The organism is Henriciella sp. AS95 (assembly GCF_038900055.1).
Lineage (GTDB): Bacteria > Pseudomonadota > Alphaproteobacteria > Caulobacterales > Hyphomonadaceae > Henriciella.
Window position 1 is genome coordinate 2,565,048 of sequence record NZ_JBBMQM010000001.1, and the last position, 12,317, is coordinate 2,577,364.

The window sequence follows — 12,317 nt, forward strand, 5'->3', positions numbered from 1 at the left end:
ATGAAAGCGGTCTGGTTTGACCAGTTCGGTCCAGCAGGCGAAGTCCTGACCGTCGGCGAGAAGCCGACGCCCACGCCCGCAGCCGGCGAGGTCCTCGTCCGGCTGAAGACGAGCGGACCCAACCCGTCCGACGTCAAGAAGCGGGCGGCCTCCTTCCCCAACCTCCTCGACAATGGCTACGTCATTCCTCACAGCGATGGCGCCGGTATCATTGAAGCCGTTGGCGATGGCGTTTCACAGGAACGCGTTGGCGAACGTGTCTGGGTCTACCAGGCGCAATATGGCCGCCGGTTCGGCACAGCCGCCGAATATGTCGCTGTCGAAAGCCAACGAGCACCAAAGCTGCCAGATGCGGCGAGTTTCGAGATCGGGGCCTGCCTCGGCATCCCGGTCATGACCGCGCACAGGACCGTCTTTGCTGGCGGCGACGTCAAGGGACAGACCGTGCTGATCACCGGCGGGGCCGGCCGGGTTGGCTATTACGCCATCCAGTGGGCTGCGATGGCCGGCGCGACCGTCATCGCGACCGCCAGTAATGATGCTGATGCGGCCACCTGCCGCGAGGTCGGCGCGCAGCATGTCGTCAATCACCGGGATGAGGACTGGCCTGCGGACCTGCTCACCTTCACCAAGGGCGAAAAGGTTGATCGCATCGTCGATGTCGACTTTGCGACCAATATCGAAAAGTCGCTCGAGATCATCCGCACCAGTGGGACCATCGCGACCTATTCCTCCGGTACCAATCTCAACCCGGTCATCCCGTTCTACCGAATGATGTTCATGGACCTCACCGTCTACATGGCCATCGTCTATGCCATGCCGGAAGAGGCCAAGCAGGCGGCGATCAAGGATATCGACACCGCGCTCACCGCCGGGACACTAAAGCACCGCATCGCCGAAACGCTTCCGCTAGACGACTGCGCAAAGGCGCACAAGTTAATCGAAGACGGCAAGGCAAAAGGCTGCGTGGTCCTGCAGGTCGGGGATGCTTGATCGGGGGCACCCATCTTTCTGCTTTCTGATCAGCGTGATCACGCTCGCCTCGCTGATCCTGGCGGCATGCGCTTCGACGCCATCTGGCGGGCAGCGCGCTCCGGCGGTTGAGACCACATCTGGTACATTGTCTGGCGTCTCTTTCCTGGATAAGGGCGGCGAGTTCCTGGGTGTCCCGTTCGCTGCGCCTCCGACTGGAGACAGTCGATGGCATTCCCCTGCTCCACCCCAGCCTTGGCAAGGCACCCGTCCAGCCACCGCCTTCGCGCCGGCCTGCCCCCAAGGCGAGTATACGACGGCCTGGTATGCCGACCTGATCGCCGCCTTCGGTGGTGACTCGGAAACGGCCGCCCGGCCCGTCGGCGAAAGCGAAGATTGTCTCTACCTCAATATCTGGTCGCCGGACCTGACACCGGACGAGCCTCTGCCCGTCATGGTCTGGATCCATGGTGGCGCCTATAAGGGCGGCTGGTCCTATGAGCCGAATTACCTCGGCGACCGCCTTGCCGAACGCGGCGTGATCGTCGTGTCCATCGCCTATCGCATGGGCCCATTCGGCTATATCGGCCCGGACGGCCGCGCGAATTTCGGCCTGCAGGACCAGATCCGGGCGCTTGACTGGATCCAGTCGAACATCGCTCAGTTTGGTGGCAATGCAGAGAATGTAACCGTGTTCGGTGAGTCTGCCGGCGCATCATCGATCGGCACACTCATTGTGTCGCCCGCAGCAGACGGTCTGTTCGACAAAGCGATCCACCAATCCGGCGGCTTTGAATTCATTGAGACCGGCACGACAGCCACGGCAGCAGAGGCGTTCGACACGCTGCAGGCCGCGCTTGGCGACGAAGATGCCCAGTCGGCAAGCTGGCTAACTATCCTGGAAGCGAGCAATGACGTGCTCTCGGACTACTGGTTCGCGCCCGTGACCGATGGCGCATTGCTGCCCCAATCGCCCCGACAATTGCTTCGGGCAGGCCAGTTCAACGAGGTCGACATCATGATCGGCACGAATGCCGACGAATGGCTGATGTATATCGACCCCGCCAGCGCAGATGATGCCCTCGCGACCTGGCGCGACAGGCTCCCAGACGCGACGGGCCTTATCGATGCGCTCGTCGAAACGCATGGCGAAGTCGGCGCGCTTGACCGCATTGAGACCGCTGATCAGATGCGTTGCCCGGGCCGGATGCTTGCACGCGCCCTCGGGGGCGCCGGACAAAATGTCTACGCCTACCGCTTCACGCGCGTCCGGCCCGCCGAGACAGACCCGCCGCTGGGAAGCTATCATGGCGCCGAAATCCCGTACGTGTTCGGCACGCATGATGACTGGCTACCGACAGACGAAATCGATCGCGCGATCACCGAAACAATGATGTCGGCCTGGGTCGCCTTTGCCCGGACGGGCTCGCCCCAGAGCGCTGAGGCCTGGCCGGACTATTCCGACACCGGAAAACTGCTTGAAATCGGCGATACGATTGGACCAGCCTCACCACTGGACGACGCGCTGTGCCAACACATTGATGCCTTCAGGAGGCTTGAAGAATGACCACTGAAACCGGGGAAAAAACCCATCAGACAGACTGGGTCGCCTTCAGCGCCGCGAGCTTTCTCGTGCTGGCCGTCTGCGTCGCCCTGCTCGCCCAGCCGAGCACTGGCGCGGTGGTGCTGCCGGCGATCTATGACTGGATCGCGACTGAACTTGGTCCGCTCTACCTTCTGGCGGGCACAGCAACGATCATTTTCCTGGCCTGGCTGGCCTTTAGCCGGTTCGGCCATGTCCGGATCGGCGGCGCCGACGCAAAGGCGGAGTTCTCGAAAGTCAGCTGGGCCGGCATGCTGTTCTGCGCGGGCGTCGGGGCTGGCCTCATGTACTGGGCTGCGATCGAGTGGGCTTATTACCTCGATACACCGCCCTTCGGGATCGAGGCCCGAAGTCGGGAATCCCTGCAATGGGCGTCGGCCTATGGTCTCTTCCATTGGGGACCATCGGCCTGGGCCTTCTATTGCCTGCCGACCCTCGCGATTGCCTATGCCTACCATAACCGCAAGAGCCCCTATCTTCGCCTTAGCGCCGGGTGCGCCGGGTTTTCGGCGCTTGCGCCCAACACGCCGGGCGGGCGGGCCATCGACCTCATCTTCATGATCAGCCTTCTTGGCGGCGCGGGGTCATCGCTTGGATTCACCACACCGATGATCGCCGCCCTCATCGCCCGCATGCTCGGCATCGAAACCTCCTTCCAGCTGGAAGTGATCGCGATGGTCGTGATCATCGCCCTGTTTGCGACGAGCGCGGCCGTCGGCATCAAACAAGGCATCAAACGCCTGACGGACCTGAATGTCTGGCTCCTGTTCGGCTTTCTCGCCTTCGTGCTGTTCAGTGGCCCGACGGTCTGGCTCATCAAGACCGCGATCAATGCAACCGGCCTTGTTGCGCAGAATTTCATCCGCCTGAACAGCTGGACCGAACCCTTCGGCACGACGGATTTCGTGAAGGACTGGACGATCTTCTACTGGGCCTGGTGGATCGCCTACGGACCGGTCGTCGGCCTTTTCGTCGCGCGTATCTCTCGCGGGCGAACCCTGCGCGAAATCATTTTCGGCATGCTGGGTTTCGGCACGCTGGGCGCCGGCCTCTTCTTCGTCATTCTCGGGAATTACGGCCTCTGGCTAGAGACAGTCGGCGGCATCGACATCAGCTCATACATTGATGAGAGCGGCGGGTCTGCGGCGATCGTCGAGATGATCTACCAGCTGCCCCTGCCCGCCCTCGCAGCAGGCGTGTTCTGTGTCGCGGCCATCGTGTTTTCCGCGACCACCTATGACTCGGCCTCCTACATCCTGGCCTCGAATGCGACGAAGTCGCTGCCGGCCGGAGACGATCCGGCGATCTGGCAGAGACTGTTCTGGGCGTTGATGCTGGGGCTGCTGCCGCTGAGCCTGCTTTTTGTCGGAGGTCAGCGCGTCGTTCAGACGGCCGCTCTGATCGCGTCGGTGCCGCTGATCCTGATCGGCGTGGTGATGGCCTGGTCGCTCGTGCGAAAGCTCAAGGCCGATCACCCGCCGGGTCAGGTTGCTGGTTAGTTTTCCGCAGACGGCTCGACGAAACTTTCCGCGCCCGCACGCAGATCGTCCGGAATGGCGATCGCCTTGCGCGCGTCGAGGTCGAAGTAGACCGAAATGCTCTCCAGCGTCGCCGCGATATTGCCCTTGCTGAGATTGTGCATCTCATAGCGGATCGTCACCGACTTGCCGCCGATCTTCTCGAGCGCCCCGCGGACTTCGAGAAGATCGCCTTTCGCAATCTCATCCTGATACTCGATCGTATGTTTCACGTCGGCCCAGCCTGGCCCGCTGGATTCGCCCGGCGACCAGCCAAAGGCCTTGTTCAGAAAATGGTATGAAGCATCGTCGAACATGGCGACGTAGTGGCGCGTTGTCATGTGGCCCAAGACATCGCACAGCCATGGATGAGCCACCCCTTGATAGACGGTAATCACGCCGACTTCCTCACAAGCGCCGGGGCGTCCTGCTTCTTCACATTCAGCGCCTTGCGCGCCTCAGCGGGTGTCTGGATGCTGGCGCCCATATTCTCGAGAATGGTGCGCGCTTTCTCAACCAGCTGCGCATTTGAGGCGAGGGTCCCTTTCGACAGGTAGAGATTGTCTTCAAGGCCCACGCGGACGTGACCGCCAAGAAGCGCGGCTTGCGCAACCATCGGCATTTCCATCGCGCCAAGCGCAAAGCCGGCCCAGTTGGCGCCTTCCGGCAGATTGTCGACCATGGTCATGAAGTTCTGAGGCGTCGCCTCGGCCGCCCAGCGCACGCCCATGCACACTTGGAAGAGCGGCGGGGCATCGAGCAGGCGCTCTTCCTGGAGCTGCTTTGCAAACCAGATATGGCCAAGCTCGAACACTTCGAGTTCCGGCTTCACACCAATTTTCTGCAGGCGCTTTGCCCCAAGGCGCAGCATGTCGGGCGACGACACATAGACATAATTGCCGCCCGGATAGTTGAAGGATCCGCAGTCGAGCGAACAGATTTCCGGCAACAGGGCTTCGACATGCTCCATCCGTTCGACCTGGCCGACGAGGTCAGTTGCCTTTTCCAGGGCGAGCGGGTCTTCGTCGGGCCCCAGATAGAGATCGCCGCCCATACCGGTGGTGAGGTTGATCACAACATCGGTATCTTCCTCGCGGATCCGCTCGACGACTTCCCTGTAAAGGTCGACATCGCGGCTCGGCGCGCCGGTCTTTGGGTCACGGACGTGAATATGCGCGATGGCTGCGCCCGCTTTTGCGGCCTCGATCGACGCCTTGGCGATTTCCTTCGGTGTGACCGGAACGTGCGGCGAGCGGTCGGCAGTTTCGCCGGATCCGGTGATGGCGCAGGTGATAATAATGTTGCGATTCATACGATTGTTTGATCCTGAAAAGGACTCCCGTGTTGTTGCGTACGCCTGACTGAGTCACGAATGCGCGAAAGCGGCAAAGGCGCGATAAAAGAGAACAGCGATACGCCTTTGATTCTTCACCCTATTTCTAGAAAACAGGGCAAGCGCTCAAGCCGTCCTCAACGACGCTTTTATTATAATACCTGATGAACCAAATACCACCGTTTCAGGCCCGCTTTTTCATGCAATGTGCAATGGTGATTGCAGCCTGTGCACGATGCTGGCCCACCCACCCTCAGCTGCCGCAAACCTGGCGCCAGGCACGCTGCGCTTGCGCCTCTCATTGAGAGGGGCGACTCGCCGGAACGGAAAATGAAAAAGACTGAAATACGGGTGGCAGAGCGGGGTTGGAAGTGAACCCCGAAATGTTTGGTACGCCCAACAGGATTCGAACCTGTGACCTACTGATTAAAAGTCAGTTGCTCTACCAACTGAGCTATGGGCGCGCCGAAGCGGTTTCCTAGTCGAGTGTGCAGGGAAGGTCAACGGACGCTTTCCCGCTAATTGCAGGTCAGTTGGTGCCATTATTTTGCCCTCAATTTCGCTTGGAATTGGCAAGCTATGAAACAGACCCTTTTTCTTTCCGCGGCGGCGCTCCTTCTGGCCAGCGCCTGCACATCGACTTCCCCCGACTCCACGACCGGAAAAGTCGTGTCGCAGACGCGCTCCGGCATGGCGGACGCAGCGATGACGCCTCTCGAGGATCTCAATCTCAAACGCGACCAAATCCCGGCGGTTCTCGCCGAAATCAAAAACCCGTACGAAGTGTCGACCGATATCAGCTGCGAAGACATCGCAGCGCAGGTCACGGCACTCGATGCCGTGCTCGGGCCTGACTTCGATGCACCAAAGCAAACCGATGACAGCACGCTCTCGGACAAGGCCGCCGGCGCGACCTCCGATGGCATCCTGAAAGCGGTGGCCTCAGAGGCCGGCGGGCTCATCCCGTATCGCAGCTGGGTGAGACAGCTATCAGGCGCCAAGCGCCATGAGGCGAAAATAAAGCGCGCCATCAACAAGGGCACGCACCGGCGGACGTATCTCAAGGCGCTGGGACAGATGAAGAAATGCGAGGGCGTTGCTGCGCCAAACCTCGCGGCGATTAAGCGAGATCAGACCGTTGTCTATCGCGGAGATGCCCCTGACGGCTATGCACCTCAACCGAAAGCCGTCGAAACACAGCCCGAACCGCCCGCAAGGGATATGGGTCTCGTACCGTCGGACATAGACAGCTATGGCCTCGATGATGTCGACGGCCACACCAAGGCGGACCGGAAAGCTAAGACGGCTTCGGAGACGACTTCGTATCCGCCCATCGAAGACTGAGCGCTTCACGGCGAGCCTGAAACGTGCCCGCCGCAATGTGGGCCCGCATATCTGCCATCAGCGCCTGGAAAAAAGCCGTGTTGTGCCAGGACAGGATCATCGCGCCAAGATATTCGCCAGCCTTCATCAAATGATGCAAGTAGGCCTTTGAATAGTCATTGCTGGCGGGGCAATTCACGCCCTCATCCAGAGGCGACAGGTCTTCAGCAAATTTCGCATTCTTGAGATTGATCGGCCCGTCCCACGTCCAGGCCTGACCATGGCGCCCTGCCCGTGTCGGCAGAACGCAATCGAACATGTCGATGCCGCGCGCGACGCCCTCAACGAGGTCGATCGGCTTGCCAACGCCCATCACATAGCGCGGCTTCTCATCCGGCAGGTGGGGGATCGTCATGTCGATGGTCCGGCACATCTGGTCATGGCCCTCACCAACCGCGAGACCGCCGAGCGCAATCCCGCCGAAGCCTTGGGAGACGACGCCTTTCGCAGAACGCTCACGAAGGTCGTCAAAATTTGAGCCCTGAATGATGCCGAACAGCGTCTGCGTGTCCCGCTGCCCAAAAGCCTCGAGGCTCTTCTGCCCCCAGTCCAGCGACAGTTCGAGACTGCGCAGCGCTTCTTCATGGCTGCACGGAAAATCGGTACATTCATCGAGCTGCATGGAAATATCCGAGCCAAGCAGGTCCGCCTGAATCTCGATACTGCGCGCAGGCGTCAGGCGATGCTCGGACCCATCGATATGGCTGCGGAAGGTCACGCCATCCTTGTCCATCTTGCGAAGCTGCGACAAAGACCAGACCTGAAAGCCGCCACTATCGGTCAGCATTGGCCCCTTCCAGCCGGAGAATTTGTGTAATCCGCCAAGCCGCTTTACCCGCTCAGCGCCCGGGCGAAGCATCAGGTGATACGTGTTGCCCAGGATGATATCGGCCCCGGCCTGCTCGACCTGGTCCATATACATCGCTTTGACCGTGCCAGCCGTGCCGACCGGCATGAAGGCTGGCGTGCGAATATCGCCGCGCGAAGTTTTCAGCACACCGGTTCGCGCCGCGCCATCACGCGCATGGATTTCAAAAGGAAACGTCGTCATGGCGCGCGTTTGGCGCATCGGCCTGCCACTGACAAGTCCTCAAAATCGGCTAAGACTGGCTCAATGCCGCTTAGCGAAGACGCCTTCATGCACCATGTGCGCTCCGTTTCGACAAATGACGAACTGCTGGCCCGCCTGCCGGATCTCTGCTTGCCGCAATGCTATCTCGCCGCCGGTTGCCTCTTCCAGCCGGTCTGGAACCACCGCTCAGGCAACCCGTCAGGCTGGGGAATCAATGACTTCGATGTCTTCTATTTCGACGACACGGACACATCCTATGAGGCAGAAGACGCCGTCATCCAGCGGGCCGCGCGCCTGTTCACAGACCTGGACGCCAAGGTCGAGATCCGCAATCAGGCCCGCGTGCATCTCTGGTACGGAAAGAAATTCGGCCGCCCCATCGCACCTCTCACATCATCAAAAGACGGCATCGAAGGCTTCCTCGTCGCCTGTACCTGTATCGGCATTGAGGTCGAAACGGGCGCTATCCACGCGCCGGACGGTCTGCAGGACCTCTGGAACGGCATCCTGCGCCCCAATCCCAGAACAGCCGACGACCCGCTCTTCCTGAAGAAAGCCGAGAGCTATAAGGCCCGGTGGCCCTGGCTGCGTGTAGACGCCTGAACGCAGATCCGCCCGCTCCAAGGCGAACGCAAGATCAACAGGGTGTTAAATCGATCCGCGTTCAACTAGCGTGATAGCGAACACACCTTGTAATTATCTGACCCAATCGCCGCGACAGCAAAGGCATACACATGACCTTCTCGAAGCGAGACCGACTGCGCCTTCTCGGCGGCGCTGCTATTGCAGCCCTCGCAGCCTGTGGCGGCGGAGGCGGTTCTACCCCATCGCCCGCTCCATCGCCGCCACCACCGCCTCCTCCACCGCCACCGCCCCCACCCGCTGTAAATATTCTCCGGGATGTCTACGCCGCCAACTTTCCAGTCGGGGCGGCCATTCAGGCGAGCCAGATCCAGACGGCGACCGAAGACCGCGCTATTCTGGAGGAACAGTTTTCATCCATTACCGCCGAGTATGAGATGAAGCCGGACATCATCGCTCCCAATCAGGGCAGCTATAATTTCGCGCCTGCCGACGCGATCGTGGACTGGGCGGAGGCCAATAATATCGCGGTTCGGGGTCACGCTCTGCTCTGGCATCAGACAACACCGGACTGGATGCTGACGGGCATGGTCAGCGATATTCGCGACAAGCTTCAGCAATATGTAACCGATGTGGTGACCCGCTATCGCGGCCGCATCTATGCGTGGGATGTCGTGAACGAAGTCGCGAGCGACAGTGCGGGCGCCGCCGCGCCCTATCGTAATTCGAACTGGTACCAGGCTGTCGGCGGCCCGGAGTTCATCGACTGGGCCTTCGAGGCTGCCCGCGCCGCCGATCCTGACGTGAAGCTCTTCATCAATGATTATAGTACGGAGCAATCGAGCAAACGCGCGCGCCTCCTCGCCATCGTGCAGGACCTTGTATCCCGCGGCATCCCGGTCGATGGCGTTGGTCACCAGTTCCATCTGCAGATCAATGCCGACCCTGCCGACGCCCTCGCCGCCATCGATGCCGTCGACGCGCTCGGCTTCGGGCTTGAAAACCACGCCACCGAGATCGATGTCTCGGTCTATAGTGATCCCGCTGAGTGCTTTTCGTCCGGCGTGAACTGCCAGTCGAGCTATGGCACGCGCGCAAGCGACGTTCCCGACAGCATCTACGCGCAGCAGGCCGCGATCTATCGCGGCTTGTTCGATGGCTTTTCAGAGCGCGACAGCGTCACCTCGGTAACCATGTGGGGCGTTCAGGATGCCCAGTCATGGCTGAACAATTTCCCGGTCAGCCGTAATAATTACCCGCTGCTCTTCGATCCGTCGCGGAACCCGAAACCCGCCTTCCTGGCCATCACCGATCCCGACTATGAGATCTGACACTCAAGGCAGAAGAAGACACGCATCGCCATAGGAGTAAAACCGGTACTTGTTCGCGATCGCATGGGCGTAGGCCGCCTGCATGATGTCCGTGCCCATCAGCGCGCAAACCAGCATGAAGAGCGAACTTTCGGGCAGGTGAAAATTGGTCACCAGTGCGTCGGTCACCTGCAGCCTGTCGCCGGGCTTGAGAAAAATGTCCGTGGGTCCGGTCGTCGCAATGAGCCGTGCATCGTCAACTGAGCTTTCCAGCGTGCGAAGCGCCGTTGTGCCGACTGGCACGCAGCGATGTCCCGACGCCCTGACAGCGTTGAGCCGTTCAGCCACCTCCGGACTAATCCGCCGCCACTCCTCATGAAGCCGCCCGCTTTCGAGTTGGCTCTCCTTCAGCGGCGAAAACGTACCAAGCCCGACATGCAGGCGCACGGTCTCAGCGCCGATGCCAGCCCCTGCCAGCGCCTCACGAAGCTCAGGCGTAAAGTGTAGCCCTGCCGTCGGCGCCGCCACCGACTGCGCGTCCTCGCCAGCAAAACTCGTCTGATAGGTCTGGCGGTCCTTTGCATCTGCCGCGCGCCGGCGAGCGATGTATGGCGGAAGCGGCATCGCCCCATGTGCATCAAGCGCCTCGTCGAGCTCACGCCCGGCCAGATTGAAGACCAGCGTGACCTCGCCCGTCTCTGCCTTTTCGGTCAGCTGTGCCTCAAAGCCTTGCCCAAACTCGATTCGGTCGCCTGGCTTCAGACGCTTGCCGGGCCGAGCAAGCGCGCGCCAGGTCGCCCCGTCCACCCGTTCGACCAGATTGGCGTCCACCGCCACGTCGCTGCCATTGTCATCGCGGGCAGGACGCACGCCCTTGAGCGCTGCCGGGATCACCCGCGTATCGTTGAAAACCAGTGTGTCGCCCGCCGAGAGATAGCTCGGCAGATCCCGCACGTGAGCGTCCTCCAACCGGCCATCCCCATGCACCACAAGCAAGCGCGCGGCATCCTGCGGCTCAACCGGTCGAAGCGCGATCAGCTCTTCGGGCAGATCGAAGGAAAATGGTGATAAATCCAAGGCTTAGGCCCTAGCCTTCAACGACAGCGGGCACCCGTGGAACATCGCAAATGTCAGTGTCGAGCTGATCGGCGGCGGCAAGCTTGTCGGTCCACGCCTGCGTATCCGTGCGCTGGACGTAGACAACAGGGCGCTCCGCCTCAGGCAGATCTGACGCCATGACAGCCTTGTTCAGAACGTCCGGGTTTTCGATCGGCGTTCCATTTGGCTTCGGGCCTTTCTTGATCGCTCGGACCACGTCGAAGCCGTCAACAACCCGGCCCCAGGCCGTGTAGTTCTTGTCGAGATGGCTCGCCTGATGGCGCATCAGGAAGAACTGGCTATTGGCCGAATTGGGGTCATCTGTGCGGGCCGTCGAGACGACGCCCGGACAATGCGGGATCCAGCTATCAAGCATGTTGTCGGCCGTCATCTCCGCCACAAATTGCGCCTGAGACGCCATTGGGAAGCCTTTGTAGAGGCCTTGCTTGGCATCCTGTTCAGGGCCGATCGGGTTCATCGTCATTTCAGACGGGTCGCGCCGGAAGATGAACTCGCCCGGAATGTCAGGCAGGCCGGACTCCCGGCCTTTGAGCGCAAAAATATCACCGCCCTGCGCCATGAAGTCATCGATCACACGATGAAAGACGGTCCCATCATAGTCACCCGATTTGGTGATCGCGCGAAACTGTTCGACATGTTTCGGCGCGACTTCTGGCAGCATCTCAACGATGATGCGGCCTTTATTCGTCTCAAGGATCCAGAGGTTATCCGGCTCAACTTCGCGCCAGGTCTCCGGCGCAGCCTCCACGTCAGCCATCGTGAATTGCGGCGCGGCCGGCTCAGCCGCCTCGGCAGGGGCAGTTTCTGTATCGGCCGACGGGGTTTCCTGCGCGCAGGCAACAGCCGCGACCAGGGCAAGTCCCGCCGCAGCAGTAGAGGCGATTCTGAACGTTTTCACTGATATTTCTCCAGAAGCTTTTCCCTCACACGTGGTGTGACAAAGGAAGTGATATCGCCCCCAAATTTCGCGATTTCCTTCACGAGCCGCGACGCGACAGCCTGATGTTGAACATCCGCCATCAGGAAGACAGTTTCAATCTCGCGGTTCAGTTGTTCATTCATGGCCGTCATCTGGAATTCATATTCGAAGTCCGACACGGCCCGCAGGCCGCGAATGATGACATGCGCGCCGCACGCCTCGGCAAAGTGCATCAGCAGATTGTCGAAGGGGCGCGCCTCGATCGGCACATTTCGCGGATTGTCCAGGTCGGCGACTTCCTGCTCGACAATGGCAACGCGTTCTTCAAGCGAGAAAAGAGGCTTCTTCGCCTCGTTGACGGCGACCCCGATGATCATCCGGTCCACAAGCTTCAGCCCGCGACCGATGATGTCCATATGGCCCATCGTGATCGGATCAAAGGTTCCCGGATAAAGCCCGACACGTTCCATCACCACCTCCAGTTCGGGCAACTATCTGCAATGATCG

12 protein-coding genes and 1 tRNA gene are annotated in these 12,317 nt (G+C 60.6%); 6 read left to right on the forward strand and 7 right to left on the reverse strand.

Annotation, left to right across the window (positions count from 1 at the left end; translation table 11 throughout):
- Genes WNY37_RS12640 through WNY37_RS12650 form a run of 3 tightly spaced genes read left to right on the forward strand, consistent with a single transcriptional unit; the run spans position 1 to position 4,074 of the window.
- Positions 1–993 (forward strand): NADPH:quinone reductase, encoded by a 993-nt coding sequence (locus WNY37_RS12640; RefSeq protein WP_342973747.1) that lies wholly within the window; start codon positions 1–3, stop codon positions 991–993.
- On the forward strand, positions 986–2,539 hold the full coding sequence (locus WNY37_RS12645) for a carboxylesterase family protein (RefSeq protein WP_342973748.1): 1,554 nt from the start codon (positions 986–988) through the stop codon (positions 2,537–2,539). The genes WNY37_RS12640 and WNY37_RS12645 overlap by 8 nt, the downstream gene beginning before the upstream one ends.
- Positions 2,536–4,074 (forward strand): BCCT family transporter, encoded by a 1,539-nt coding sequence (locus WNY37_RS12650; protein ID WP_342973749.1) that lies wholly within the window; start codon positions 2,536–2,538, stop codon positions 4,072–4,074. Before WNY37_RS12645 ends, WNY37_RS12650 begins: the two co-directional genes overlap by 4 nt.
- Here WNY37_RS12650 and WNY37_RS12655 read toward each other — a convergent pair.
- The 3 genes from WNY37_RS12655 to WNY37_RS12665 form a co-directional block, all read right to left on the reverse strand.
- Positions 4,071–4,490 carry a thioesterase family protein gene (locus WNY37_RS12655; RefSeq protein ID WP_342973750.1) on the reverse strand — a complete coding sequence of 140 codons (420 nt, stop codon included), beginning with the start codon at positions 4,488–4,490 and terminating at the stop codon, positions 4,071–4,073. The two genes, WNY37_RS12650 and WNY37_RS12655, sit on opposite strands and share 4 nt — an antisense overlap.
- The gene (locus WNY37_RS12660) at positions 4,487–5,404 is read right to left on the reverse strand and encodes a 3-keto-5-aminohexanoate cleavage protein (protein ID WP_342973751.1); all 918 of its coding nucleotides are present in this window, start codon (positions 5,402–5,404) and stop codon (positions 4,487–4,489) included. The genes WNY37_RS12655 and WNY37_RS12660 overlap by 4 nt, the downstream gene beginning before the upstream one ends.
- Positions 5,405–5,813: 409 nt before the next feature.
- Positions 5,814–5,889 (reverse strand) — tRNA-Lys (locus WNY37_RS12665).
- Positions 5,890–6,004: 115 nt separating this feature from the next.
- Between WNY37_RS12665 and WNY37_RS12670 the strand changes: the two genes are divergently transcribed.
- Positions 6,005–6,769 (forward strand): hypothetical protein, encoded by a 765-nt coding sequence (locus WNY37_RS12670; protein ID WP_342973752.1) that lies wholly within the window; start codon positions 6,005–6,007, stop codon positions 6,767–6,769.
- Here the strand turns inward: WNY37_RS12670 and tgt are convergent.
- On the reverse strand, positions 6,723–7,859 hold the full coding sequence (tgt, locus tag WNY37_RS12675) for a tRNA guanosine(34) transglycosylase Tgt (RefSeq protein WP_342973753.1): 1,137 nt from the start codon (positions 7,857–7,859) through the stop codon (positions 6,723–6,725). The two genes, WNY37_RS12670 and tgt, sit on opposite strands and share 47 nt — an antisense overlap.
- Before the next feature lie 63 nt (positions 7,860–7,922).
- Between tgt and WNY37_RS12680 the strand changes: the two genes are divergently transcribed.
- The gene (locus WNY37_RS12680; RefSeq protein WP_342973754.1) at positions 7,923–8,483 is read left to right on the forward strand and encodes a nucleotidyltransferase family protein; all 561 of its coding nucleotides are present in this window, start codon (positions 7,923–7,925) and stop codon (positions 8,481–8,483) included.
- 131 nt (positions 8,484–8,614) lie between these two features.
- Entirely contained in the window at positions 8,615–9,793 is a 1,179-nt protein-coding gene (locus WNY37_RS12685) for an endo-1,4-beta-xylanase (protein ID WP_342973755.1), read from the forward strand.
- A gap of 3 nt (positions 9,794–9,796) precedes the next feature.
- Here the strand turns inward: WNY37_RS12685 and queA are convergent, their stop codons facing one another.
- Genes queA through coaD form a run of 3 tightly spaced genes read right to left on the reverse strand, consistent with a single transcriptional unit; the run spans position 9,797 to position 12,280 of the window.
- On the reverse strand, positions 9,797–10,849 hold the full coding sequence (gene queA, locus WNY37_RS12690; protein WP_342973756.1) for a tRNA preQ1(34) S-adenosylmethionine ribosyltransferase-isomerase QueA: 1,053 nt from the start codon (positions 10,847–10,849) through the stop codon (positions 9,797–9,799).
- 10 nt (positions 10,850–10,859) lie between these two features.
- Entirely contained in the window at positions 10,860–11,789 is a 930-nt protein-coding gene (locus tag WNY37_RS12695) for a peptidylprolyl isomerase (protein ID WP_342973757.1), read from the reverse strand.
- Positions 11,786–12,280, reverse strand: coding sequence for a pantetheine-phosphate adenylyltransferase (coaD, locus tag WNY37_RS12700; protein ID WP_342973758.1), 495 nt, complete (start codon positions 12,278–12,280; stop codon positions 11,786–11,788). Before coaD ends, WNY37_RS12695 begins: the two co-directional genes overlap by 4 nt.
- Between the last annotated feature and the right edge of the window lie 37 nt (positions 12,281–12,317).

Excerpts from the sequence above, each read along its gene's own strand:
- WNY37_RS12680 (WP_342973754.1), top strand. The coding sequence starts at position 7,923 with ATGCCGCTTAGCGAAGACGCCTTCATGCACCATGTGCGCTCCGTTTCG.
- WNY37_RS12685 (WP_342973755.1), top strand. The coding sequence starts at position 8,615 with ATGACCTTCTCGAAGCGAGACCGACTGCGCCTTCTCGGCGGCGCTGCT.
- WNY37_RS12650 (WP_342973749.1), top strand. The coding sequence starts at position 2,536 with ATGACCACTGAAACCGGGGAAAAAACCCATCAGACAGACTGGGTCGCC.
- WNY37_RS12670 (WP_342973752.1), top strand. The coding sequence starts at position 6,005 with ATGAAACAGACCCTTTTTCTTTCCGCGGCGGCGCTCCTTCTGGCCAGC.
- WNY37_RS12660 (WP_342973751.1), bottom strand. The coding sequence starts at position 5,404 with ATGAATCGCAACATTATTATCACCTGCGCCATCACCGGATCCGGCGAA.
- WNY37_RS12645 (WP_342973748.1), top strand. The coding sequence starts at position 986 with ATGCTTGATCGGGGGCACCCATCTTTCTGCTTTCTGATCAGCGTGATC.
- tgt (WP_342973753.1), bottom strand. The coding sequence starts at position 7,859 with ATGACGACGTTTCCTTTTGAAATCCATGCGCGTGATGGCGCGGCGCGA.
- coaD (WP_342973758.1), bottom strand. The coding sequence starts at position 12,280 with ATGGAACGTGTCGGGCTTTATCCGGGAACCTTTGATCCGATCACGATG.
- WNY37_RS12640 (WP_342973747.1), top strand. The coding sequence starts at position 1 with ATGAAAGCGGTCTGGTTTGACCAGTTCGGTCCAGCAGGCGAAGTCCTG.